At 53.1% G+C, this 25,692-nt stretch carries 21 protein-coding genes; 7 read left to right on the top strand and 14 right to left on the bottom strand.

The window, feature by feature from the left end:
• Positions 1-8 precede the first annotated feature (8 nt).
• The 8 genes from LG323_RS08700 to LG323_RS08665 form a co-directional block, all read right to left on the bottom strand.
• On the bottom strand, positions 9-947 hold the full coding sequence (locus LG323_RS08700; protein WP_404414952.1) for a biotin-dependent carboxyltransferase family protein: 939 nt from the start codon (positions 945-947) through the stop codon (positions 9-11).
• The gene (gene pxpB, locus LG323_RS08695) at positions 944-1,651 is read right to left on the bottom strand and encodes a 5-oxoprolinase subunit PxpB (protein ID WP_404414949.1); all 708 of its coding nucleotides are present in this window, start codon (positions 1,649-1,651) and stop codon (positions 944-946) included. The genes LG323_RS08700 and pxpB overlap by 4 nt, the downstream gene beginning before the upstream one ends.
• Positions 1,648-2,400 (bottom strand): 5-oxoprolinase subunit PxpA, encoded by a 753-nt coding sequence (locus LG323_RS08690; protein WP_404414946.1) that lies wholly within the window; start codon positions 2,398-2,400, stop codon positions 1,648-1,650. Before LG323_RS08690 ends, pxpB begins: the two co-directional genes overlap by 4 nt.
• A 12-nt stretch (positions 2,401-2,412) precedes the next feature.
• The gene (trmL, locus tag LG323_RS08685; protein ID WP_404414944.1) at positions 2,413-2,895 is read right to left on the bottom strand and encodes a tRNA (uridine(34)/cytosine(34)/5-carboxymethylaminomethyluridine(34)-2'-O)-methyltransferase TrmL; all 483 of its coding nucleotides are present in this window, start codon (positions 2,893-2,895) and stop codon (positions 2,413-2,415) included.
• Positions 2,896-2,927: 32 nt separating this feature from the next.
• Complete coding sequence (ntrC, locus tag LG323_RS08680) at positions 2,928-4,367, bottom strand: nitrogen regulation protein NR(I) (RefSeq protein WP_310696843.1); 1,440 nt, start codon at positions 4,365-4,367, stop codon at positions 2,928-2,930.
• Positions 4,364-5,473: a nitrogen regulation protein NR(II) gene (gene glnL, locus LG323_RS08675; RefSeq protein ID WP_404414941.1), complete on the bottom strand. Its 1,110-nt coding sequence runs from the start codon at positions 5,471-5,473 to the stop codon at positions 4,364-4,366. Before glnL ends, ntrC begins: the two co-directional genes overlap by 4 nt.
• A 185-nt stretch (positions 5,474-5,658) precedes the next feature.
• Positions 5,659-7,311 carry an ATP-binding protein gene (locus LG323_RS08670; protein WP_404414939.1) on the bottom strand — a complete coding sequence of 551 codons (1,653 nt, stop codon included), beginning with the start codon at positions 7,309-7,311 and terminating at the stop codon, positions 5,659-5,661.
• 3 nt (positions 7,312-7,314) lie between these two features.
• Complete coding sequence (locus LG323_RS08665) at positions 7,315-8,037, bottom strand: response regulator (RefSeq protein WP_310696846.1); 723 nt, start codon at positions 8,035-8,037, stop codon at positions 7,315-7,317.
• Positions 8,038-8,378: 341 nt separating this feature from the next.
• Between LG323_RS08665 and LG323_RS08660 the strand changes: the two genes are divergently transcribed.
• The 3 genes from LG323_RS08660 (at position 8,379) to LG323_RS08650 (ending at position 13,518) form a co-directional block, all read left to right on the top strand.
• On the top strand, positions 8,379-11,291 hold the full coding sequence (locus LG323_RS08660; protein WP_404414936.1) for a ribonucleoside-diphosphate reductase subunit alpha: 2,913 nt from the start codon (positions 8,379-8,381) through the stop codon (positions 11,289-11,291).
• A 33-nt stretch (positions 11,292-11,324) separates the two neighbouring features.
• Complete coding sequence (locus LG323_RS08655; RefSeq protein WP_404414934.1) at positions 11,325-12,563, top strand: ribonucleotide-diphosphate reductase subunit beta; 1,239 nt, start codon at positions 11,325-11,327, stop codon at positions 12,561-12,563.
• Positions 12,564-12,744: 181 nt separating this feature from the next.
• Positions 12,745-13,518 carry an SH3 domain-containing protein gene (locus tag LG323_RS08650; RefSeq protein WP_404414931.1) on the top strand — a complete coding sequence of 258 codons (774 nt, stop codon included), beginning with the start codon at positions 12,745-12,747 and terminating at the stop codon, positions 13,516-13,518.
• An 11-nt stretch (positions 13,519-13,529) separates the two neighbouring features.
• Here LG323_RS08650 and LG323_RS08645 read toward each other — a convergent pair whose 3' ends face one another.
• Both LG323_RS08645 and fdhD read right to left on the bottom strand, forming a co-directional pair.
• Positions 13,530-14,429: a substrate-binding domain-containing protein gene (locus tag LG323_RS08645; protein WP_404414929.1), complete on the bottom strand. Its 900-nt coding sequence runs from the start codon at positions 14,427-14,429 to the stop codon at positions 13,530-13,532.
• On the bottom strand, positions 14,426-15,292 hold the full coding sequence (gene fdhD / locus LG323_RS08640) for a formate dehydrogenase accessory sulfurtransferase FdhD (protein WP_404414926.1): 867 nt from the start codon (positions 15,290-15,292) through the stop codon (positions 14,426-14,428). The genes LG323_RS08645 and fdhD overlap by 4 nt, the downstream gene beginning before the upstream one ends.
• 65 nt (positions 15,293-15,357) lie before the next feature.
• Here fdhD and LG323_RS08635 point away from each other — a divergent pair, with 65 nt between their 5' ends.
• Positions 15,358-15,993: a flavin reductase family protein gene (locus LG323_RS08635; RefSeq protein WP_404414923.1), complete on the top strand. Its 636-nt coding sequence runs from the start codon at positions 15,358-15,360 to the stop codon at positions 15,991-15,993.
• A 21-nt stretch (positions 15,994-16,014) separates the two neighbouring features.
• On the opposite strand, the gene LG323_RS08630 is transcribed toward LG323_RS08635, so the two are convergent.
• Both LG323_RS08630 and LG323_RS08625 read right to left on the bottom strand, forming a co-directional pair.
• A complete protein-coding gene (locus LG323_RS08630) occupies positions 16,015-16,650 on the bottom strand; it encodes a Crp/Fnr family transcriptional regulator (RefSeq protein ID WP_404414920.1) in 636 nt (211 codons plus the stop codon).
• A 38-nt stretch (positions 16,651-16,688) separates the two neighbouring features.
• Positions 16,689-17,660 (bottom strand): DUF1853 family protein, encoded by a 972-nt coding sequence (locus tag LG323_RS08625; RefSeq protein ID WP_404414917.1) that lies wholly within the window; start codon positions 17,658-17,660, stop codon positions 16,689-16,691.
• Positions 17,661-17,790: 130 nt separating this feature from the next.
• Between LG323_RS08625 and LG323_RS08620 the strand changes: the two genes are divergently transcribed.
• A complete protein-coding gene (locus tag LG323_RS08620) occupies positions 17,791-18,435 on the top strand; it encodes a hypothetical protein (protein ID WP_404414915.1) in 645 nt (214 codons plus the stop codon).
• Between the two features lie 210 nt (positions 18,436-18,645).
• The gene (locus LG323_RS08615) at positions 18,646-20,571 is read left to right on the top strand and encodes a diguanylate cyclase (protein WP_404414912.1); all 1,926 of its coding nucleotides are present in this window, start codon (positions 18,646-18,648) and stop codon (positions 20,569-20,571) included.
• Positions 20,572-20,611: 40 nt separating this feature from the next.
• On the opposite strand, the gene LG323_RS08610 is transcribed toward LG323_RS08615, so the two are convergent.
• Complete coding sequence (locus LG323_RS08610; RefSeq protein WP_404414909.1) at positions 20,612-21,886, bottom strand: diguanylate cyclase; 1,275 nt, start codon at positions 21,884-21,886, stop codon at positions 20,612-20,614.
• A gap of 224 nt (positions 21,887-22,110) precedes the next feature.
• Here LG323_RS08610 and LG323_RS08605 point away from each other — a divergent pair, with 224 nt between their 5' ends.
• Positions 22,111-22,323: a redoxin domain-containing protein gene (locus LG323_RS08605; protein WP_404420127.1), complete on the top strand. Its 213-nt coding sequence runs from the start codon at positions 22,111-22,113 to the stop codon at positions 22,321-22,323.
• A gap of 7 nt (positions 22,324-22,330) precedes the next feature.
• Here LG323_RS08605 and LG323_RS08600 read toward each other — a convergent pair whose 3' ends face one another.
• Entirely contained in the window at positions 22,331-25,669 is a 3,339-nt protein-coding gene (locus tag LG323_RS08600) for an ABC transporter substrate-binding protein (protein ID WP_404414906.1), read from the bottom strand.
• Positions 25,670-25,692: the final 23 nt, after the last annotated feature.

The raw sequence follows: 25,692 nt of genomic DNA, 5'->3' as shown, positions 1-25,692 counted from the left end.
GGTGAATTTTAACAGTTCTGCAGAAAAGATCGGTATTCTCTTTGTGCCTGATCCAGACCCTGGGCGCGAAAAAGCACTTTGCTGCCGGGTGCGCACTGGGCCAGACGTGAGCAGGCCAGCGGAGTCAGGGTGCCCAGACGTGGGTAGCCACCGATGGTCTGGCGGTCATTCAGCAGGACAAAAGGCTGGCCGTCAGCGGGTACTTGCACGCCGCCCAGAGCAATGCCTTCGGAGATCAATTTGGGTTGCTGGCATTCCAGGCGTGGCCCGGTCAGGCGCACCCCCATACGATCAGCCCGTTGATCCACCTGCCAGGGGGTATTGAAAGCCTGGAATAGACTTCGACCACTAAAATGGCGGATTTGTGCTCCGGGAATTAAAGCCAGATCGGGCGTTTGCTTGTAATCAGGAACAACCAGATGCTGGCGCCTGGCCGGGGGTGAAGAAGCTGACCCTGGCAGCGGCAGTTGATCGCCAACCTGTAACAGCTGACCTTGCCCCTGATGTCCACCCAGGCGTTCCCGCACCACACAGGCCAGACTGCCCAGCACCGGTTTGAGTCCCGGAAAACCTCCGGCCACGGCCAGATAAGCACGAATGCCCTGTCGAGGCGTTGCAAATGCCAAACGTTGACCTCTGTGCAGTTGAAAAGGTTGCCAGAGTTGCAGTGGTTCCCCATCCAGGGTGGCCCCCAGATCGGCCCCGGTAATGCAGGCCCAGGCTTTGCCCGTGAACTCCAGTTGCAGGCCACCCAGAAGAATTTCCACGCTGGCCGTGTTCCAGGGATTGCCCAGCAAACGATTGGCCCAGGCCCAGGCATGAAGATCGGCCGGGCCACCCTGAGTGATACCCAGTGGGCGCACACCAAAACGTCCGGCATCCTGAAGGCTGGCCCAGGGGCCTGCCTGGAGCACTTCCAGAACGGGCATTTTTTGGGAAACACTCATAAGGGAATCTCTTCGGTATTTCCGCCCAGGCGCAGAAATTCAGCTTTGCTGACTGGCTGAAAACGCACTGCATCACCGACCTGAAGAAGACTGGGTGGCTGGCGCTGAGGATCAAAAAGCTGGGTGCAGCCGCGACCGATCAGGTTCCAGCCACCGGGCGAGGCATTGGGGTAAATGGCGGTTTGTTGCTCGGCAATGCCCAGGCTGTTGGCGGGCACCTGCTGGCGAGGTGTGGTCAGGCGGGGCTGTTGCAGCCTTTCCGGCAGCCTGCCCATAAAGGCAAACCCCGGTGCAAAACCCAGGGCAAAAACCCGATAGCTGGATTGCGTATGCAGCGCAACCAGTTGTTGCCAGTCCAGCCCGGTGAGTTGTTCCAGTCGCGGCAGATCAGGGCCAACCTGGGGGTCGTACCAGATGGGCAGTTCATGAAGTTGTTGTTGGGTGGGGCTGGCATCCAGCTGCAACTGCCCAAGAAGTGCCCAGAGTTTTTCGCGGGCCTGGTCAGCATCAAGCTGCAGGCAGTCATAATGAACCAGCAGTGTGGTGTAAGACGGCACCAGGTCAATCAGCTGACCTGCAAAGCTTTTTTCACATTGACGGGCCAGAGCCTGTATCCAGTCAATATTGGCTTCATCGATGTGTTCAAAAAGCCGCACCAGCCAGGCATCCATACCAGCGTTTTCCAGGCGTGGTATAAAACTCAAGCCTCTTCTCCCAGGCTGTCCAGAAGCTCGCGGATGGCTTTGACCGTGGCCAGGGATTCCGGGTTGTCGCCGTGCACACATAAAAGATCGGCTTGCAGATTCAGGGGCTGGCCCTGAAGGGTTTGAATGGGCTGCCCCTGGGCAAAACAATGCGCCTGCGCCAGAATCTGCCCCGGATCGCTATAAACACTGTGAGTCTGGCTGCGGGGGGCCAGAAAACCATCCTCCTGATAAGCGCGATCGGCAAAAGCTTCCCGCAACAACTGGATACCGTATTCATCGGCCTGTGCCTGATAAACGGCCGAATCAGCTGTGGCCAGGATGACCAGAGGCAAGCGGGAATCAAAACGCTGAACCGCCTTGAGGATGGCCGCAAAAACGTGGGGGTGGCGCATCATGTCGTGATAGAGCGCGCCATGGGGTTTGACATAGCTCAACTCGGTGTCTTCCGCCGCACAAAAAGCACTCAGAGCACCTAACTGGTAAAGCAGCAGGTTTTCAATTTCCTCCGGGGTGCATTCCAGACTGCGACGGCCAAAACCGACCCGATCCTGATAACTGGGGTGGGCGCCAATCAAAACCCGGTGCTGTGTGGCCAGGCGCACGGATTTGCGCAGGGTGTCCGGGTCGGAGGCATGAAAGCCACAAGCCAGGTTGGCCATATCAATATAGGGCATCAGGGTTTCGTCCTGGCCCATGACCCAGGGGCCGTAGCTTTCCCCGGCATCGGCGTTGAGTTTTAAAGGCATGATTTAACCTCCTTACAGGGGGTTGGCTTCCAGTTGGGCTCCTTTGAATCCCAGTTGTCGCCAGGCTTCGTAGACGATCAGGGCACCGGCATTGGAAAGATTGAGGCTACGACTGCCCGGCAACATGGGAATGCGGATTTTCTGTTCGGGGGGCAGGGTTGCCAGCAGGTCATCCGGCAGACCACGCGTTTCCGGGCCAAACAGCAGCAGGTCATCCTCGTGGTATTCCACCTGATGGTAGGGTTGACTGCCTTTGGTGGTCAGGGCAAGGATGCGTCCGGGTTCTACGCTGGCGAGCAAATCTTCCATGCTGGTGTGCAGGGTGATACTGGCCCATTCGTGGTAATCCAGTCCGGCCCGCCTCAGGCGTTTGTCGTCCAGAATAAAACCCAGGGGTTCAATCAGATGCAGCCTGAAACCCGTATTGGCGGCCAGACGGATGATGTTGCCGGTGTTGGGCGGGATTTCAGGTTGATAGAGTGCGATGTCGGGCATGAGGCCTCCTGTTGACCTCATATTATAGCACCTCAGTCTTCCTCTTCATCTGCACCGCTTTTGATGCCCAGCTCCTTGAGTTTGCGGGTCAGGGTGTTGCGCCCCCAACCGAGCAATTCGGCGGCGTCCCTTTTGCGGCCTCCGGTATGTTTGAGGGCAGCATGAATCATGATGCTTTCAAAGGCCGGGACGGCTTTTTCCAGGAGGTTGCTTTCCCCCCGCATCAGGGCCTGTTCTGCCCAGTATTTGAGTGAAGCCTCCCAGTCGTTGGCAATGCGGCTGGGGGTTTTGCTGAGAAGCTCGGGGGGCAGGTCTTCCACCAGAACCTCACGGCCTGAGGCCATGACCGTCAGCCAGCGGCAGGTGTTTTGCAGCTGGCGAACGTTACCGGGCCACTCCAGGCGGCAGATATAGTCCAGGGTTTCCTGTTTGAGGACTTTGGTTTCTGCGTTGAGTTCCTGGGCGGCTTCGGCCAGAAAGTGTTCGGCCAAACGGGGAATGTCTTCACGGCGATCTTTCAGGGAAGGCAGATGCACCCGGATGACATTCAAGCGGTGAAACAGGTCTTCACGGAACCCGCCTGCATCCACCAGTTTCTCCAGATCCTGGTGGGTGGCGGCAATAATCCGGACGTCCACCTTGACGGCGGTATGTCCACCCACCCGGTAGAACTCACCATCGGCCAGCACTCGCAGCAGACGCGTCTGGGTTTCTGCGGGCATATCGCCGATTTCATCCAGAAACAGGGTGCCGCCATTGGCCTGCTCAAAGCGCCCCTGCCTTTGCGCGGTCGCACCCGTGAAGGCCCCTTTTTCATGACCGAAAAGTTCGGATTCAATCAGATCCTTGGGAATGGCGGCCATGTTGAGGGCAATAAAGGGGTGGTGGGATCGGGGGCTGTGCTGATGCAGGGCCTGAGCCACCAACTCCTTGCCAGTGCCTGACTCGCCATTGATCAATACGGTGATGGTGGAATGGGAAAGACGGCCTATGGCACGGAAAACTTCCTGCATGGCCGGGGCTTCACCGATGATTTCCGGTGTTTTCTGGGTCTGGGACGTGTGACTGGTGCTTTCTTCGGATTTGGCTTTTTGCTCTTCGGCATGGGTCAGGGCGCGGTGCACCAGAGAAACGGCTTCATCGACATCAAAAGGCTTGGGAAGATATTCGAAGGCTCCCCCCTGATAGGAGGCAACGGCACTCTCCAGGTCAGAATGGGCGGTCATGATGATGACCGGTAAACCAGGGTAAAGCTCGCCCACCTGCTTCAATAAGTCCAGGCCATCCATTCCGGGCATGCGAATATCGGTAATCAGAACATCGGGAGCCTGACGCACCAGTTGCCTGAGAGCGGCATCAGCCCGTTCAAAGGTGGTGACCTGGGTGTTGGCCTGCTCGAGAGCCTTTTCCAGTACCCAGCGAATGGAACGATCATCATCGATGACCCAGACTTGGCCTTTGCTTGCGCTCATGGAGTGGCTCCTGTTTCAGATGCTTCTTCATTGGAAGTACTGGTATCCAGGGGAATCAGTAAAACAAACTCGGTTTGCCCCGGACGACTTTTGCACTCAATCAGCCCCTGGTGTTTTTGCAGGGCCGCCTGGGCAATGGTCAGACCCAGTCCCGTGCCTTCAGCCCGTCCGCTGACCATGGGGTAGAAAATATTTTCCAGCATGCCTTCGGGAACGCCGGGACCATTGTCGATAATCTTGACCTGACAGACCAGGCGGTGACGTTCAGCCCCCAGGGTGAACTGGCGTTTGGCACGACTTTGCAACTGGATGCGGCCATTGGACTGGCCGGATTCAATCAGAGCCTGCATGGAGTTACGCACGATATTGAGAACCGCCTGAATCAGCTGTTCCTTGTCGCCCATGAATTCCGGCAGGCTGGGGTCGTAATCCCGAATCAACTTGATCTGGTCACCAAACTCCGCCTGGGCCAGGGTGTGCACCCTTTCCAGAACCTCATGAATGTTGACGAGTTCCAGCGTGGGAAGGTGACGCGGCCCCAGCATACGATCCACCAGGTTACGCAGGCGATCTGCTTCCTTGATGATAACCTGGGTGTAATCTTTCAGATCCTGGTCGGGAAGTGTTCTTTCCAGTAGCTGGGCAGCGCCGCGAATACCCCCCAGTGGATTCTTGATTTCGTGCGCCATCCCCCGGACCAGCGCACGTACGGTTTCCTGTTTGTTGACCAGCTCTTCTTCACGGGAGATTCGCAGTTGTCGATCGCGGGGGAAAACCTCCATGATCAGCTGGGTGCTGCTGTGTTCGGCAATCGGGGAAATGGTGTAATCCACGGTAATATTATCGCCGTTATGCAGTTGCAACTGGGCTTCACGTTTGGTGTAGGGATGGCCGGAATCGGCAGCCTGGGTCAGGGTGTCCAGGCCGGAATCCGGCTCCTGAAAAAGCAGCGCTATGGGGTGGTCGCGAAAGCGGGTCAGGCTGGCGGCCAGAAGCATTTCAGCAGCTGGATTCATGTATACAAGCTTAAGATCCTGCTCCAGAAGCAGGACGGCAGTAGTCAGGTTTTCGAGCAGATGACGGGGCAGTTCCGGAGCCGGGTTCATGCTTTTCTCAAATTGGATGAATGCTGGTTAGGTGAAAACAATGCAAAAGTCGCACCAACTTGGTTAATCAGTGGTTTTTTGTGAAGGGGCGGCTAAAGCAGGCTTCATCACGGTGCAGCCATAATCCATATTGCACTATATCGGTGCTTAGTGCGACCGGTACGCTTCAGTCTGGTGCGAAAGTGTTACTGGGGAGGCAGGTCAAGAGGTGGCAGGTCATCGGCCTGTTGTTTGGGGAAGATCAGGCAGAAGCGTGCACCCTTTAAACTGGGGCTGCGATCAACCAATGCACTGCCACGGTGCCAGTAGATGATGCGTTGCACTATGGACAGCCCCAGACCATACCCGCCTGAGCTGCGGGTGCGACTGTCATCCAGGCGTGAAAAGGGCATGAAGACGCGCTGCCAGTCTTCTTCGGGAATACCCGGGCCATCATCTTCAACATCGACGCGCAAATTATCGGCTTCCAGATGGCAGGTGATCAGAATGTTGCTTCTGGCATAGCGCACGGCATTGCCCACCAGGTTCTGGATGGCACGCTGAAAGTAGCGGCCTTCAAGATCGGCTTCGGTGCTGAAGTTGCCTGGATTGTTTACCTTAAGCTCCAGTTCCATGTTCGGGTTGACTCTTTGAAAGCCACTCACCACATCATCAAGCAGCCCGATAACTTCCTGTTCCACAAACTGCAATTGCAGTTTTTCCTGACCCAGGCGGGCATAGGTCAGGATTTCATCAATCAGGGTATCCAGTTCATCTATGTCCTTGTCGATGCCCTGCACCTGGCGAACCAGCTGTTGGTGCGGAGCCTGGTCTTCACTCAGGTCTTCAATCATCTGTAAGCCAAAGCGGATGCGGGCGACCGGTGTACGCAGTTCATGCGAGACGGCATGAATCATTTCCTGCTGGGTGCGCAGCAGGCGCTGAATCTGCTCGGCCATATGATTGAAGGCCGAAGCCAGTTTGCCGATAAAGTCTTTTTTCTGCTCGGTCACCCTGGCTTTGAGGTTGCCTGCGGCCAACTGGCTGGACACTCTTTCCAGAGAGCGCAGGCGATTGCCCAGGCCATGCAGGAACCACCAGATACTGACCCCCAGAACCAGCAGGGAGGTCAAGAGGATGCCGCCCAGCAGAGGTAAAGGGTAGGGGTTGAATAAATCCACGGGCCCCAGCTTGAGCCACTGGTTGCCACCCAGGGCAACGTAACTGGTCAGGCTGGAGGGTTGTTCCTGGTAAAGCAGAATGGGTTCACCCCGAGCAAGGCGTTCCTGGCGCAGGGGGTTGAGTCCTTCCGGCAAGTCAGAGGTCAAGTGCAAAGGGTAAGCAAAGCCGTTGCTCAGCTGTTCCAGCCGGGCGCTGCGTTCACCCTGGGGGACGCTTTGAAGTTGGCTGCCCACTAGCTGGGCTGAGGCCTGGGCCTGTTGTTCGTGCAGGCGTTGCAGGGTGGCCTGGAAAAGCAACCCCTGCTGATGGGTCGGGTAGAAGACCTGCAACTGCCCGGGAGTGTCTGTGGTTTCAATCAGGGGGCGCTTTTCATCCAGTCGCTTTAACTGACGCTTGGAAAAGGCATCCGCTTCGAAAGGGGAAAAGGTAAGATTCAGATCCAGCCCTGCCTGGGTTTTCTTCAGCCAGTCAGAAGGCTCCAGCTGTGATTGCTGATAGTCTGCAGCCAGGCTGGCAAACAGGCCCTGCAGTAATTGCTCATGATGAGCTTCCTGCCGCACCTGATTGGCAAAATTGATCAGCAGGGAGCCCAGTAGCAGAATAACGATTAATGCCGTAAAAACGCCCAGATAAACCCGGAAAAAAATATTGTCCAGGCGTTTGTAAAGCAGGCGCAAGGTTTAGACTTCCTTGACGAACAGATAACCCTTGCTGCGCACAGTCTTGATACGACGTGGATGCATGGGATCATCGCCGACTTTGGGACGAATCCGGGAAACGCGGACATCAATCGAGCGATCCTGGCCGTCATACTCAATACCGCGCAGGGCGGTGAAGATTTCTTCACGGGTCAGGACGCGACCGGCATTGGAAGCGAGCAGCCAGAGCAGATCAAATTCGGCACTGGTCAGGTCAATGCTTTCACCCTGAAGCCAGGCTTCGCGCATGGCGCTGTCGATCACCAGATCACCGAACTCAATGCGTGAAGCTTCCGGTTCATTGCTTTCCTGCAGGCCCTGGGGCTGGGTTTCGGCTCGGCGCAGAAGTGCACGAATACGGGCAAGAAGAACCCGGGGGCGAACCGGCTTGGCGACATAATCATCGGCACCCATTTCCAGGCCCAGAACCTGATCCATGTCATCGGTGCGCGCCGTCAGCATCAGGATCGGCACTTCATTGTTCATCTTGACCTTGCGGCAGATGCTCAGGCCGTCCTCACCGGGCAGCATGACGTCCAGAATCACCAGATCAGGCTGTTCGTTGGCAATTCTTTCGGCAGCACTGGAACCATCGCTTTCCACACTGATCTGAAAGCCGTTGCCCTCCAGGTACTCCTTGGTTAAAGATGCCAGTCGAGCATCATCTTCGACGATTAGAATGCGGGGAGATAGATTTGCGTCCACTGTTTGATCTCTCACTTGTAATTCCCAGGATGGCGTTCTTGTTTTGTATCATACCCTAATCAGCGTGGGTTGAAAGACCCCGAACGCAAAAGGGAAGAAGCTCCAGCCTGGAGACGATGTTTTTACTCAATGGTTATTACAAAAGTTAATACAAAAATTTCATCAGAGCAAAAAAGCTAAAGTTCTTCGGGTCTTGAAAGCAAAAGGCGGGCGGTAAAAAAAGCTACACAATTTGTCCACAGGATACCCACTTGCAGAAGGGCTCAAACAACACTATCTTGTGTCTCTAATTATTCCAGGCCCTATATATGGGGTTTTCCACCCAGAGAGACCGACGCAAGATGAGCACGATTACAAGCGATTATCAAGCTGCGGCAGCCGGTAATGCTGCTACTGACAAGGAATTACAGAAAACCGCACCGGGTAAGCTGCGAGTTATCAAGCGCAATGGTGAATTGGCCGCTTTTGATGCAGGCAAGATTTCTGTGGCCATGCGCAAGGCTTATATTGCCGTTGAAGGTGACAGTGCCGATGCCTCCAGTCGTATGCGGGATCTGGTGGAAAAACTGACCCAGCAGATCATGGAGACCTTCATGCGCCGCATGCCTGAAGGTGGCACCCTGCATATCGAGGACATCCAGGATCAGGTCGAGCTGGCGCTGATGCGCTCGGGCGAACAAAAGGTGGCCCGCGCCTACGTACTTTACCGCGAAGAACATGCGCGCCTGCGTGCGGCTCAGCAACAGGGCATTGCCAAACCCCATCCCACCATCACTGTTGAGCATCTGGACGGTCAGTTTCGGCCTCTGGATATCGGTCGTATAGAGACACTGGTTCAGGAAGCCTGCAGCGGCCTGGAAAGAGTGGACGCCAAAAAGATCGTTGAAAATTCCATCAAGAATCTCTACAACGGGGTGCCTGTGGATGGGGTTTCCACTGCCCTGATGATGACCGCCCGCACCCTGGTTGAAAAAGAGCCGGATTACACCTATGTCACGGCACGCCTGCTGCTGGACAACCTGCGTCGTGAAGCTCTCTCCTTTCTGGGTGTGGCCGAAGAAGCCACCCAGCAGGAAATGACGGACTTCTATCCGCGTGCCTTCAAGGCCTATGTGGAAAAAGGTATCGAGTTTGACCAGCTGGATCCGCGCCTGGCCGAGTTTGATCTGGAGCGCCTGGGTGCGGCTCTGAATCCCCAGGCCGACAATCAGTTTACCTACCTGGGTCTGCAGACTCTCTACGACCGCTATTTCCTGCATCATGAAGATGTCCGCTATGAATTGCCGCAAGTGATGTTCATGCGTGTCGCCATGGGTCTGGCCCTGAATGAAGACGACCGTGAAGCCCGCGCCATTGAGTTCTATAAGCTTCTGTCCTCCTTTGACTATATGTCCTCCACACCGACCCTGTTCAATTCGGGTACGGTGCGCAGCCAGCTGTCCAGTTGTTATCTGACCACCGTGCCGGATGATCTGGATGCCATCTACAACGCCATTCATGACAATGCCATGCTCTCCAAGTGGGCCGGGGGTCTGGGTAATGACTGGACGCCCATCCGTGCCATGGGTTCGCGCATCAAGGGCACCAACGGCAAGAGCCAGGGTGTTGTGCCCTTCCTGAAGGTGGTGAACGATACCGCAGTGGCTGTGAATCAGGGCGGCAAGCGCAAGGGTGCAGTTTGTGCCTACCTGGAAACCTGGCACCTGGATATCGAAGAATTTCTGGAGCTGCGCAAAAACACCGGTGATGACCGTCGCCGCACCCATGATATGAACTCGGCCAACTGGGTGCCGGATCTGTTCATGCAACGGGTTTTTGAGGATCAGGACTGGACGCTCTTCTCGCCCAATGATGTGCCGGATCTCCATGACCTCTATGGTCAGGCGTTCAAGGAAGCCTATGAGGCCTATGAAGCCAAAACCGAAACCGGTGAAATCCAGCTGTACAAAAAGGTGAGGGCGGCGGATCTGTGGCGCAAAATGCTGTCCATGCTGTTTGAAACCGGCCATCCCTGGATCACCTTCAAGGATCCTTGTAACCTGCGTTCACCCCAACAGCATGTGGGCGTGGTGCATTCGTCCAACCTCTGCACCGAGATTACCCTGAACACCAGCGCGGATGAAATTGCCGTCTGTAACCTGGGTTCCATCAATCTGGTGCAGCACATCACCGACGATGGCAAGCTGGATGTCGACAAGCTCAAGCGCAGCGTCAAGGTGGCGGTACGGATGCTGGATAACGTCATCGATATCAACTACTACGCGGTTCCCCAGGCACGCAACTCCAACATGAAGCACCGTCCTGTCGGTCTGGGCATCATGGGCTTCCAGGATTCCCTCTACAAGCAGGGCATTGCTTATTCATCGGATGCAGGTGTGGAATTTGCCGACCGCTCCATGGAACTGGTCAGTTATTTTGCCATTGAAGCCTCTTCCGATCTGGCAGCAGAACGCGGTCGTTATGAGACCTATGAAGGTTCCTTGTGGAGCCAGGGCATTCTGCCACTGGATTCCATCGAGAAACTGCGTCAGGAACGCGGTGAAAAATACATCGAAGTGGACACTTCCAGCACCCAGGACTGGAACAGCCTGCGCGAGAAGGTCAAAAAACAGGGCATGCGCAACTCCAATGTCATGGCGATTGCACCGACAGCCACCATTTCCAATATCTGTGGTGTTTCCCAGTCGATTGAGCCGACGTATCAGAACCTTTACGTGAAATCCAATCTGTCCGGTGAGTTCACCGTAGTGAACCCTTACATGGTTAAAGACCTCAAAGAATTAAATATGTGGGATGAGGTCATGGTCAACGACCTGAAATATTACGATGGCTCCTTGCAACCCATTGAGCGCATACCGGAAGAGATCCGTCAGCGTTATGCCACTGCTTTTGAAGTGGAGCCCAAGTGGCTGGTGGATGCCGCATCGCGTCGTCAGAAGTGGATTGACCAGGCTCAGTCCCTGAATCTTTATATCAAGGGGGTTTCGGGTAAAAAGCTGGATATCACCTATCGCATGGCCTGGTATCGCGGTTTGAAAACCACCTATTACCTGCGTGCCCTGGGGGCCACGAGTGTGGAAAAATCCACGGTGGATCGTGGCAATTTGAATGCCGTTTCCAATGCCACGCCGACCTCGGCTCCTGCACCGCAACCTGAGCCACGGGGTATTGATGATTTTCTGGAAGGGCGTAGCGGCCAGGCTGCTCCCCGCGGTGGCGATATTGATGATCTGGGCTGCGAAGCCTGCCAGTAAAGAATTCAGTCAGATTAAGACGAGGTAGAAATCATGTTGAGTTGGGATGAGTACGAAGAAGATACCAGCGTAGCCGAGCAGAAGCCTCAGGCTGCACCGGCACCACAACCACAGCCTGCAGCTGAGCCACAGGAGCCCGTCAGCAACCAGCGTCAATATCAGCCCAAGCCCCAGGGTGATGCTCATGCGCGTGCCGCCGAAGCCTTGAAAAACCTGGATGTGGCTGCCGGTCTGGAAGAACTGGAAATGGGCGCGCAGCGCATTGCCGTGGATGACAAGCGCATGATCAACTGTCGTGCTGATTTGAATCAGCTGGTGCCCTTCAAGTATGACTGGGCCTGGCAGAAATACCTGGATGGTACGGCCAACCACTGGATGCCGCAGGAAGTGAACATGAATGCGGACATTGCCTTGTGGAAAAGCCAGACCGGCCTGACCGAAGACGAGCGTCTGATCGTGATGCGCTCGCTGGGCTATTTCTCCACGGCGGATTCGCTGGTCGCCAACAACCTGGTGCTGGCACTTTACCGCCTGATCACCAACCCTGAATGCCGCCAGTATCTGCTGCGTCAGGCCTTTGAAGAAGCCATTCACACCCATTCCTATCAGTATTGTGTGGAATCCCTGGGCATGGATGAAGGCGAAGTTTTCAACATGTACCGGGAAGTGGCCTCGGTTGCGGCCAAATCCGCCTGGAGCCTCAAGCATACCCAGGCGATTGCCCGTCCTGATTTCCAGACCGGTACACCGGAAACCGACCAGGAATTGCTGCGCAACATGATTGCCTTTTATGTGGTGACTGAAGGCATCTTCTTTTATTGCGGCTTCAGCCAGATCCTGTCCATGGGTCGTCGCAACAAGATGACGGGTGTGGCCGAGCAGTTCCAGTACATCCTGCGCGATGAATCCATGCACCTGAATTTTGGTATCGACATGATCAACCAGATCAAGATCGAAAACCCTCATTTGTGGACCGCCGAATTCCAGGATGAAATCATTCAAATGATCCTGGAAGGCACCCAGCTGGAAATTGCCTATGCCCGTGATACCATGCCACGTGGTGTGCTGGGCATGAATGCAGCCATCATGGAAGAGTACCTGCACTTCATCTGTAACCGCCGTCTGGCACAGATCGGCCTGAAAGAACAATTCCCCGGCGCGAGTAATCCTTTTCCCTGGATGTCGGAAATTATTGATCTTCGTAAAGAAAAGAATTTCTTTGAAACACGGGTTACCGAATACCAGGTGGGTGGTGCTCTGAGCTGGGACTGATCCCTTAACGCCTGGAAACAACAAAAGATGGCCCGGCTTGATGTTGGGCCTTTTTTCTGGATACCTGCTGTTCCTAAGAAGCCATTACAATACTAGTATAATAATCTGCTTGAAGGATTTGCGGTAAGTAGGCCGCTATGGTTATCCTTAAGCATTCGAATATAGCAGGTGGACAGGATAAATGAATGGAATTTCAAGACAGGTCAGTCGTCAATTTCTGGTCATGACCCTGATGGTGGTCATGGCCTCATTTTCTTTATTGAGTCATGCTCAGGTATCCGGTGTCTGGAGAGTTGCAGTTCCCATGGCCAATGTGCGGGCAGCTCCACAGGGCGAGTTGGTTGAGCAGATTCCCCAGGGGCAAAGAGTGACAGTGGTGGCCAGAGAGGGAGCATGGCTGCAAGTGGAACTCACTGAAGGGCGTCTGGCCTGGATGCATCAGGTGACACTGACTGAGTCAACGCAAGCAGCCGAACCAGCCGAAGAACAAGCAGCCGAACCGGAAGAAGACGGTGTGGAGCTTTTTGGTCTGGTTCTTCAGGATGCCAACAGATCGGAGCTACGTACAGCCATTCGCGATAGCGATGTGACCGTAGTCCGTGAAGTGGATGCCTACCCCTATGATCTTTATGATCCTTCCGACTGGTGGCCCGGTTCCACAGAAATGGTGGTGGGCTACCTACCTGAAGAGCAGCTGTTTGCCATCGCTGAAATCACCTTTCGTTCCCATGAAGACACTGAACAGGTACGGGAAATTGCCGAACAGGTTCAGGAGCAGTTAGGCCCCTGGCAAAGGGTGTTGGGAAGGCGTGCTGAAGGCCCTGTGGAATTTGAATGGCAGCAGGGCGGGTTACGGATCATGGTGCATCGCAGTTGGCCGGACACTACCACCTATTTGACCTATGAGATCCCTGAACGCTTTGCACAAATGCAGGAGGCTCTGGACGCACGCTGAAAACTCTGCGGCTAATTTTTGTGCTGCTCTCCATTCCACACCAGTTTTCCACACTGGTTCAGCTGGTAGCCTTCCAGTTCTTCCGCCTTTTTATGACCGGCCTCGCTCTGTAGCCACTCAAACAACTGCTGCAAAAGGGTTCGAAAATAGACCGGCCTGGGCACCACCAATTCAAAAGCCTCTTCATAAACGGGAAGAAAACCCAGCCCTGCCTCAGTTGCTGCAGCCTGGGTGCCGGGTCCAATGTCCGCCTGACCCTGAGCCACCGCCGATGCGGTTTCTCTTTCCGTCAAAGCACTGGCGGTTTTCTGCAGACCTTCCAGACGAGCACCCTGCTGACCCAGCCAGTCTTTTAAAAAGCGCTGGGAGCCAGCTCCTTCCTGACGCACCACCCAGCGATATTTCAGTAGTTCAACCGGTGCTAACCCTTGCAGGTCTTTACCCAACATCAGGCCCTGCTGGCGTTTGAAAAGATGCACCAGCACCCAGTGTCTGGCCCCGGCATACTGGCGCACCAGAGCGGGATGGCGCAACTGGCTTTCATCGGCTTTGCCCCAGTGCAGGGTGCAGCAATCCACCAGCCCCTGGGAAAGCAACGACAGGCCAGCCTGGGTTCCCGTGGGCATATAACTGTAAAGAGCCTGATATTGCTGTTCCTGCATCATGCGCAGCAGTCCAGCCTGCAACAGCGGATCATCACTGCCGGAAATCAAGAGGCGGTCACTGAGTACACCATGATGGCTGGACTCCAGTAACCACTGATCAATCAGTTTGCGGGGAAACAGCCACTTGCCGGTGACCTTGGTGGCGGGCAGATGACCATCACTGGCAAGCTGATACACTTTTTTTTCATTCAGGTGCAGGTAAGCAGCCACTGACTTTACTGTCATGTAAGGGCTGGAATCCGTCATGGCCGGTCTCCCGCACGCAGTGGAGGACGCGCATCCAGTTCCAGACGTGCATGCCCGCTGAAAACCTGAAAATGTTTGCCCTTGGCCCGGGCCAGCATCAGGATATTGAGACGCTTGGCAATTTCCAGCCCCATTTGCGTGGCTCCTGAACGTGAGAGCAGCACACTGATGCCCATTTGTGCAGTCTTGATCACCATCTCCGAAGTCAGGCGGCCGGTGGTGTAAAAAATGGCTTCTTCAGGGTTCAGTCCTTCCAGCCATAAGCGACCGGCCAGAGTATCCACGGCATTATGACGGCCAATATCCTCACAAAAGGCCAGCACTTCGCCCTGGGCTGTGGCAACGGCACAGCCATGCACGGCTCCGGCATTGCGATAGGTGGCATTGTATTCATTAAGGGCGTTGAGCAGTGTGTAGATCTGGGATTGCCTGAGCAGCCAGTCGGGCAGTCGGGTGTTTTCCAGGCGAGCCATTTGATTGCCGAATACCGTGCCCTGGCCGCAGCCGGTGGTTACGGTGCGCTGTGAGAGGAGTTCTTCGAGGTTTTCCACGGTTCGTGCCGTGCGTATGGCAGCAGCTTCCACCTCCCAGTCGACCTGAATGGCCAGAACATCCTCCAGCTTTTCAACCAGGCCCTGATTGCGTAAATAGCCCAACACCAATGCCTCAGGGTCTTCCCCCAGGGTCATCAGAGTGACCAGCTCGCGCTTGTCCAGATAAAGCGTCAAGGGTCGCTCACAAGCCAGAGCCTTTTCCTGCCACTCACCCTGCTCATTCATGACTTGCGTGGTTAAAGTCAGAGGCGCTCTGGCCTGGCTAAGCTGAGGGCGGTAGGGGGTTGTATCCGGAGCGGGTGACTTCATGGGCGGCTCTTGCTGATTGGGCTAAAGGAGGCTTAGGATAACAAAATTTATTTGAGGAGACTTGTATGGAAATAGATCTACAGCCATTGACCGCCAATACCCGCTACCATTTGATGACCCAGAGCATTATTCCGCGCCCGATTGCCTGGGTGTTGACGGCCAATCAGCAGCCCGAAGGCCAGGAAGCTACCTATAATCTGGCTCCCTTCTCCTTTTTCAATGCCTTGTGTTCTGATCCGCCTTTGGTGATGCTGTCGATAGGCCGCAAATCAGCAGAAAAGCCCAAGGATACCCGGGAGAATATTATTGAAGGTCAGGATTTTGTCATCCACCTGCCGGGCGTCGAGCAGGCCGAGGATGTCACAGCCAGTGCCGCTACCCTGGATTACGGTGACTCGGAATTGCTGCAGCTGAATCACCCGCAACTGGTCGACTTTCCCGGCTGCCCTCTGCCGCGCCTGGCTTCAGCCCCGGTGGCCTTTCATGCCCGCTTTTATGAAGTGCATTATCTGGGGCCTGCCAAACAGGCGATTATCTATGCTGAGCTTTTGCAGCTCTACGTCAAAGATGAGGCCATCACCCAGGATGTGGAAAAAGGGCGCTATGTGATTGATGCCAATGAAATAAACCCTTTGGCACGGCTGGGTGGTACTAACTATGCGGGACTCAAAGACTTTTTTGCAGTGAAAAGGCCTGACTAGACGTTTTCTGGATTTTGACGGTCAGCGTGCCAGTTTGTCGGCCATATCCATGCCGATGGCACCCTGTAGGGCATCCTTGATCTCTGAGTCGCGGGCATAGAGGCGTTCAAGGGTTGGGGCAGTCCACTCAAGGTAGCAAGCGGCTTCTTCAGCCACAACATCGGCGCTGGCCACCTTGCCACTGATGAAGCTCATCTCGCCGACAAAATCGCCCGGCAGCAGGGTGGCGCGTGCTTGACCCTCCATCTGCACGCTGGCTTTACCGGAAAGCAACAGGAGCAGTGCATTGAGTTCCTGGCCCTGGTGAACCAGGGGTTCGCCAGCAGCAACTTCATGGGTTTTGGCCTGCTTCAGCAAGCGCAGCATTTTACGCGGTTTGAGCAGACGCAGTGTGGTGCTGTGCAACCACTTTTCCTGATCATTCAGTTTAACCGGGCGGCGATGCAGAATCAGCACCGTGAGGTTGAAAGCATTGATAGCAATAAAAGCAATCTGCCACCCCATCGCCGAGTAGAGGGGAGAAGCCTGAAAGTAAAAGTAAGGCAGAGTGCTGATGGCGGCCAGAATGGTTATGGTGCGCAGCCAGGCCATGTCACGAACCATGTAAGCCAGGCAAAACAACAGATTGGCGATATAGAAAAGAAAAACAGTCAACATTGAAATCAGGTTGCTCCTTGCAGGATGGCCTGTCGAGCTTAGCAGCAACCTTTCGGCCATCGCAATCGAAATGCGGTTGTGCTTTGCCATTGAGCCTTGACCAGAAAGACTCGCTGCCAGCCCCGGCTGGGTGAGAAAAGGGCCAGCTGCAAAGGCCAGCCACGTTCCTTGAAATGGGTTTGAAGGATTTTTTCCAGCTCTGTGGGTTCCAGAAGTTCTTCCTGCCGGGGAGAGGCTAGCCAATGCGGTTTGCCCAGCAGCTTTCCGTGGACTTCTTCGTTAAATGAAGCCAGAAAATCCGGCCAGTCAGGGAAGTGCAGCCACCAACCGCGCAGATGCTTTTTACTGGCCCTCTGGGGTGCCGGCATGGGGGCATGCCAGGGATAAAAAAGCACACCGGGCAGCGCCAGTTGTTTATGAATCTCAGTTTCCAGGCTAGCGGCTGGGCCATTTTGAATCAGGGGTTCCAGTTGCTGCCTGGCCAGAGGCTGGTCACTGAGGGGTAGCTGCTTTTGCTCAGTGTGAGCCACCTTGACCGCCAGGCTGTCCAGGCCCGCCGGGCCAATCCAGCGGCATAAATCCTGGCTTTGTCCCGGTCCTTCAGGCAGGCCCAGATAGTACTTGATGGCAACTTCCAGATGATAAATCCTGTGGGTGGGTTGATGTCTGTAGAGAAAGTCCAGCTCACCCAGGGTTCTTTTATTTTCCCGAATTGGCAGGTGATGCCCCAGCAATTGAATAGCCGGTGCTTCTTCCAGCAACAACTGCCACAAGGCTTCGTGATAAACACCCAAACGTAGACGCCCTGAAACGGCCAGCCGGGTTTCCAGATGAGTCCGCTTATTTTCCAGAGCACTCAGCCAGCCAGATATTTCATCTGGATTCCAACCCAGAAATTCCAGATCCGGCTTTCCTGCAAAGGGACTGGTGATCAGATCCGGTGCTTCCAACAGCCAGAGTAGATCCCTCAGATAGGGTGATGTAGGGTCAAGGGTAGTTGTTGATTGCATGGTCATCACCGGATTCAAGGAACAGGGTTCTTTACCTAGCTGGTTGGAACTGTACATCCTCATTATTATAGGTCGCACCCTAGCCTCTATGGGTATCGTTTGTCTGGTTTGAAATAACAGTGAGTTAATTATGGATTATGTGACAGCTATCAGTAGTGCCGTGATGGCATTGGTCTGGGTTACCTACTTTCAGCTTTTCTTTCAGCAATACAAACGCAGCAGTCGCCCCTATCTGGTAATCCATCATGCTCAGCATGAAAACATTGATTCCTTGTGCCTGTTGGTGAACATGAGTGAGGAAGCTGTTCATATTCAGTGTGTGCAGGTGGAAATCTGGCTTGAAAAGGGTGGTTCACAGGTTTTCACGATTACTGAATATGCACGGGTTAACCCTGACGACCAGAATTTGCAGCGCATCCTTCGACAAGGGCCCTTGCAGGCCGGTGGCTACCTGGTTCTGGGTTCTTTTCAAAATCTGATTCTGGGCAGAAAAAGTGAAAACAGTTCTGCTGATCACTTCTTGCAGGATGTTAAAGAGATAGAGGTTCGGGCTGCAGTGATTCATGGGCCAACGAAGCATCCTGTCGGGGTGCGGCGGCGCTTTTATCTGCAACATGATCAAACCACAGCTATTTATCCGCAAAACATCCATACGGAACAGCTGAGCCGCCGGAAAGACAGGGACACAGTACGGCAATGGCTGGAATATGGCTTGCAACCTCGTCAGACAGGCCGCTCACAAACGGACCGTTCTGATCAGGCTTACCAGGATTAGGTTTGGCTGCAGCGGAGTACTCTTTGGCACACTGAGAAATCCTGCTCACCAAAGAATTGATAAAGATCAAAAAGAAAACAGAAAAAAGGTAGAAACAATATATTTTATCTCGCCCTGTAGTGCTGTCGCTGGCATCCTTGCTAAATTAGTAGGTGTCGGTTGCTATAGGCACCCTCAGCTTAGCCAAATAAAAAGAATAAGGCTGTGCCCATGTTGTTAAGAGTCTTTAAATTATCCTTTCCCCTCCTGTTGATGATACTGCTTCCTGCCTTGGGCGGCTTATTCATGTTTGTTCTAGTGCTGATTGGTTTTGAGGCTGCACGTGGCGTTGCTGTTAAAGAACAGGAAAATAAAATGCAGCAACTTGTCACCACAACGGCTAGCTCAATCGAAAAACTTTGGGTTGCTCCAAGAGAAAATGTGGTCATTGCGCTTGCAAGCAGCGATACCTTAAACCAACGAATCAGGGATGAGGTTGCATTTGACGATCTTTTTCAGGAGTGGAAAGTCAGTAACCAAGTGCTAGAAGGTTATTTCTTTATCTATTATGGCCTCCGGGATGGAACGATTGAATACTATCCTGAGGGTGAGCTTCCTCCGGGTTATGATCCTCGAAACAGGCCTTGGTATACAGCGGGGATGCAGATTGATAAAAGCGTGGCATGGACTTCCCCCTACAAGGAAGCGATAACCGAGGAAATGGTGGTCAGCACCGTTACGCCCCTCTATCGTGGCGAGGAAAAAATCGGTGTGCTGTCGACCGATATGAAATTTGAAGGGCTTACCAGGATTCTTGAAGAAATGCAGCTTCCGCCAGGAAGCTCTGTTTTTTTGGTCAATGAAAAGGGAGTGCCGTTTATTGGAACAGATGAGGAATGCGTCGAAACCGGAAAATTACCTGAGGTTAATGAAACCCTTTTTGTGGGATCAAGCCCACCTCTTTCAAATGGATGGCAAGTCAGCATAGTGGTTCCGCGCACCGCTATAGCGGAATCCTTTTCTCAGCTACGCAGGCCCATTTTTATTACTTCAGCACTGCTCCTGCTTGCCGGGGTGATCATAATATCGTTACTCGTAGGTCGGGCTGCCTCTCGAGTCCACCATTTGGCCAATTATTTTCGTGAAGTCCAGAAAGGCTCTGTTACCCCCCGGCAAATTTTTCCCGGAAAAGACGAGTTCTCTTTTCTAAATAGCCAATTCAACCAGGTGATCGCCGAGGCTCGCAAGGCGGAAGAAAAAAAGTTGGCCCAGGAGCGCACCTTTCGATTTCTAGTAGAACAGACTCCCGTTGGCTTCTTTCGCACCAGTTGGGATGGTGAGCTGCTTTACATCAACCCGTATGCTGCATCCTTAATGGGTTATACGCAAAACGAGGCGCTTAAAGAAATTTCTTCAGTGGATCAGTTCTATTACGACAAAAAAGACAGGGACAGCTTTTTGGAGGAATTGCTTGAGCAGGGTGAGGTACGTAACAGAAAAATCCTTTTTGTCAGAAGATCGGGGGAAACAATCTGGATATCCATGACCGCCCGGCTAAACAGGAAAGTAAGGGAGCATGATGAAAAGGACGCCTCCGAGATTGAAGGGTTTGTAATGGATATTACTAGCGATATGGAGGAGCGGGACTCACTGATTAATATGACAGAAAGTGATCCGCTTACCGGTGCAGCCAACCGTAGGGCATTTGATGAGGCCATCAATAATATCGTCAAACTTGCTCGGCTTTCTGGCCAATCTGTGACCCTGATTCTTTTTGACATTGACAAGTTCAAGCCCATCAACGACAACTATGGCCATGATGTGGGTGACTACCTATTAAGAGAAATCGTTTCTGTTGTTAATAAGCACATCAGAGGCGGTGATCTACTGGCACGAATGGGTGGAGATGAGTTTGCAATCCTATTGCCCCTGGGGTCGGGTAAAGGAGAAGCAGAAGGCCTCATGCATCGACTGCAAGATGAAATCAAGGACATAGTTTTGCCTGAGTCTTTACCAGAACCTCCCACTCTTAGCATTGGGGTTGGTATCGTGCGGGGTGATGATGCAGAGGCCGCCGAGCTATACAAGGTTGCTGACACAGCCATGTATCGTGCCAAAAAGACGGGAAGAAACAGAATCCATTTTTCTATGCCTTGAGTGCAGTGAAGCCGCAACGTTGCGGCCAGTCTGCGTAAGCTTATATAGCGTCGGCGCAGACCCGGTTCCTGCCTGCAGTCTTGGCTTGGTAAAGCAGTGCATCCACTCGGCACGTCAGTTCATCAAGGCTTTCATTGGTTTGGTACTCCACCACACCTATGCTCGCTGTTACCTTCCCAACCTCAGGAAAGACTTCATCTGCAATTGTTTTTCGCAATTGCTCAGCCAGGGCTTGTGCACACGATAAGTTGGTTTCTGGTAACAAGGCCATGAACTCTTCGCCTCCCCAGCGGCAAATGGCATCATTCTCACGCATTCGCTGACTGGTCAGTTCAGCAATTCTTACTAAAACCTGGTCTCCGAGATCATGCCCATAGGTATCATTGATTTGCTTGAAGTGATCCAGGTCAAACATCAATAAAGAAAACTGGGTTTGATAACGTTGCGAGCGGGCCACCTCTTTCTCTAACAGATCATAAAAGGCCCGGCGGTTGTAGAGATGAGTCAACTGGTCATGAAAGGCCATTTGTTGTAGTTCATACTCCAGGTGCTTACGCTCTGAGATGTCCCTGAAAGTAACCACACCACCAAACACCAGCCCTAATTCTTGCCACAAGGGAGTCGCATAAATTTCTACCGGAAAGCCGCTTCCATCTGGACGCCAAAACCAGTCCTCATCCCAGTCTTTGAGGGGCTTGCCTGCATTGATGGCCTGATAAATCGGGCAATCTTTTTCTGGGTAGGGGCTGCCATCCGGGTAGGAATGGTGAGTTAGTTGGTGACTGTTTTGTCCTATGAGGTCTTCGTTTTTTGAGTAACCCAGCATCCTCAGCCCCGCCGGGTTGATAAATGTAAACCGGCCTTCAGAATCCACCCCAAAGACCCCTTCACCAATATTATTCAGCAGTGTGCGGCTAAAATGTTCTTCTTCCCGGCGCTTGCTCACATTACGCTGCATGGAAATATAATGAGTAACCTGCCCGGTTGCATCTCGCACGGCTGCAATATTCCATTCCACCAGATAGGGTAACCCATCTTTTCGATAGTTGACGTTAGCCCCCTTGAACTCCTTCCCTTCCTCCAGGCACTGACGTAAGCGTTTCAGCTCTTTTTGATTGGTTAGTTCGCCCTGAAGAATTCTGGGGCTTTTTCCCTGCAAGTCAGCCCAGGTATAGCCCGTCATTTGAGTGAAAGCCTGGTTAATATAAAGAATTTTGGGGCCAGGATAGGTTAGATCAGCATCGGTGACCAATACGGGATTACTGGCTTGATCGATTGCACGTGGCAAAAAGGCAGCTGCTTGGTCAAGTGGCATTGTTGATCCTTCAAATGCAGCAAAATGTAGCGAGCATGATACCAGTTAAGAATAAAAATCACCTCTACAAACCCGGTACCTGACAAGCCTGCCACAGGTGAATAAAGCGTTTAATTGACTATAGCTTATGAATCTATGCTTATAATATTTTTAAGGAGGAGCCCTAAGAGCATTCGTCTTGGCGAAATAGCCCTGATTTTCAGGTTGAAACCACTAAAGGCTCTATAAGCTTTCATGAGTGGAGTGGAACTTCCTGGGTTTTCTTTTTCAGCCACCCAGCCAACTTTACCCCCGTCTGCACCACGGAAATGGGTCGCACTGCACAGCTGAGTAAGGAGTTTTCGGATTGCATTGTTAAGCCACTGGGCTTGTCTACAGATTCTGTGGAAGAGCACTTAAAGTGGATTGAAAATGACCGCAGGGCTGCTGTCCATTAAAATCAGATCAGGTTACGTGTTCTGCCAGGGTTTCAAATAGGTGGTAGGCCAAGTGGGGGCTGTCGCGATAACAGGAGTAATTATCTTGCTGAACCTGGCTTGTCAGGTGTTTTTGTAACAGGGAGGAATCCATACGGTGAAAGCCCATATACCAGTCCATAAATAACCGCTCATCAAGAACACCACCCGCAATAACAGAGACCTGGCAATGGCGTGAGTCCGCCTCAATCCGCTCAAACAGCTTTTCCACTCTGCTTTGTTTGCCTTCCAGGTACTGAATACACGCCCCCTCCAGTAGGATTAACTGGCCGGTTATACCCAGCCGACGGTTTTTATGTGCAGATTCAGCAGCCAGCCGGGAAAAATCTTCTGGGGTTAGATCAGGGCTCGGGCAACTGATGTAGATCAAGAAATACATACCTTCAGAGTCGATTTCCAAAGATTCTTTACGCTCTTCCAAAAGGGTTATGAGCTTTTCTTCGGCCATCGGTCGGTAAAAGTAGTACCCCTGAATGGATTGAATCCCCAGAGCACAAACCAGATCTCGCTCTTCAGCTGTTTCCACGCCCTCTGCAATCAATTGCAGCTGCAGCGACCGACCCATGCGGCTAATCGCTGCAACTACAGCCTGCTGATCGCGCTGTTGATCCAAACGATCGATAAAGGCACGGTCAATTTTTAGCGTATGTGCCTGTAAGTGAACCAATTGAGCCAAAGAGGAAAAGCCGGTACCAAAGTCATCCACAGCCAAGCGTAAACCCATATCAACCAAACGCTCCAGTACGGCACGGGTGTTACTGATATCAGCCATCAGGGCCGTTTCTGTGATTTCCAGAACTAGATTATTTGCTCGTGCTCCGGTTCGCTTGAGGATGACCTCAAAGCTTTCAACCAGCTGCTCGTCAATCATTTGGCGGGTTGAAAGGTTAACGGAAATATAGGGGGCTGACTCACCAAAATAATGATAGAGACGCTGTTCAGTTAGGCAGGCCTGCTCAAACACCCAACGACCGATATCCACAATAATTCGGCTGGACTCGGCCACTGGAATGAACTGCGCAGGGGAAATTTCTCCTTTGGGTGAGCGCCAGCGTAAAAGCAACTCCATACCCTTGATGACGCCTGAGTCACTACCAACAATCGGCTGATAGTTCACGTAAAACTCATTACGCCCAAGCGCCTGGCGCAGACCGGAAGCGATTTCCAGGCGTTGGGAAGCCTCTTGCTGAACCTGCTGACTGAAAAACTGCCAGCCATCCCGCCCTTTTTGCTTAATGGCATACATGGCAGCATCTGCATTCCTTAACAGATCCTGGGCTGAATGGGTGGTGCCATGACCCACAGCAATTCCAATGCTGGCACTGATTGACAGGTCACTGCCCTGATAATGCACCATACGCCTTAATTCTTCTCCCAGGCGCTGAGCAACCTGGGCCACCTCATCGGCTGCTTCTAGGGCTTCGCAGACCACTACAAACTCATCGCCCGCCAAACGTGCCACCGTATCGCCAGGTCTGACAGCTTGAATCAAGCGCTGGGAAAGCGTTTTAAGAAGCTGATCTCCAGCTGCGTGGCCGTAGGAATCGTTTACCTCCTTGAATCCATCCAGGTCAATAAACAGCAGAGCCAGAGTGCCTGGACCACGCTTGGATCGCTCTAACGCATGAGTTAAACGTTCCAGAATCAAGTTCCGGTTGGGCAGGCCTGTCAGAGTGTCATGAGTGGCTTGCCAAGCTATATCCTGTCGCTTCTTTTTATCCTGAGTCAGATCGCGAATCGTTGCCACCAGTAACCAACCGTTGGTTCCGCGCACCTTGGCAATGGAGGCTTCCATTGGGAAGTAGGTACCATCCTTGCGATACCCCGAGATTTCCGAGCGCCGATTCATGCGCACTTCGGTCTGGTCGCTGCCAATAAAATGCTGAATATGATCAGCATGGCGTCCACGCAACGCAGGGGGTACTAGAGAATGAACGGACATACCGATCAGTTCACCTGTTTGATAGCCAAATAGAAGTTCTGCTGTTGCATTGACTTCATTAATCAAACCGGCCTCATCGCAGGCGACAACGGCAATATCGGCAACAGAAAGAATACGGCTTGCGCCCTGATCTCTTTGACGTGATTGAAAGGCTTCTTCCGCGATACGCTGGATATTCGTGGTTTGCTTTTCTTTTGAGTCAAAAGGCGTATTAAAGGCGCGCCGAAAGGCTTCGCGATAATACTCAGGAATACGGGGGTGAATGGCGCCAAAGTTTTCTAGAATTTCAAAGGTGCCATCTGCCTGACAGCGCGAGAGATAACTGTTCACCTGCGCATGATGAATGCTGCCATCCATCTTGACTTGGCCTTGAGGTGCTTCGATGTTGACTTGTTCCAGAGCAGCAACCAGAGCTTCAGGATCGGTGCTGCCTGCCTGAGTGATTGCCTGGGAAAATGCCTTCACACAAACATAGGTTCCTTCACCAAAATTGGTTAGGGTGCCTTGTCCTTGAGGCCAGATGCCGTCCACATCCGGCTGCTCGGCCAAACGCTGCAGATAGTGCTGATTGGCCTCTGTCTTAACCGACATGAAGTAGGTGTTACTGGAATAAAAGCCTTCTCGAACTTCTGGCTGGAGATGGGAAACAAGCACTTCATCATAATGCCCCATCACCACAGCCATACGCTGTTTCAATCCTTTTTCAGTGAAGCGGCTGAGCAAATTGATCTGATCAATGCCTGCAAAGTAGGGCACAAAGACATCAGCACCGGAGCGGGCCACTCCTTCTAGGAGCCAATCAATGTCTTCTGGGGAAGTGCCGATGGGTAAATATTGCTCTCCCACCACTTCACCCTTCATGGATAACAGCGAAGCCTTGGCTGCATCAATCGAACCGCGAGGCCATTCGTAGTTATTCCCTGCAAAATAGAATTTTGAGCCGTATTTTCTGGCCATATAGGGAATCATGCGCTGAATTTGCTGATTCGGCAGGGCAGCAAAATGAAAGAAGTAACGGCCTGCGATACTGCCTTCATAAAAAGAAAAGTTCAGATAGGGGGTGCGTCTTGGCTCGCTGACCTGTTCGGCTACGGCAATGCGAGAGTTAGAAAGGAGATTTCCAATGAAAGCGCAACACTGGTGCTGATCCAGTAAGCGTTGAGCAGCGGGCACTGCCGTTTCAGGCAGACTACCATCGTCCTCGATGACAAGTTCAAGAGGGCGACCCAGAAGACCGCCCGCTTGATTGATTTCTTCGACAGCAATCCGGGCGGCCCAACAGATCTCCTGACCATAAATTTGAACCAGCCCTGTTAGAGGCGCCATCAGTCCCAGGCGTATCGGGGAAGTGTGTTTGGTTGACAACTCAGTCTCCTGCCTACCTAAAA

The sequence above is a fragment of the Marinospirillum sp. genome (assembly GCF_044810985.1).
Taxonomy (GTDB): domain Bacteria; phylum Pseudomonadota; class Gammaproteobacteria; order Pseudomonadales; family Halomonadaceae; genus Marinospirillum.
The sequence above is the reverse complement of the archived record's forward strand: the minus strand, read 5'-3'. Positions and strand labels throughout refer to the sequence as shown.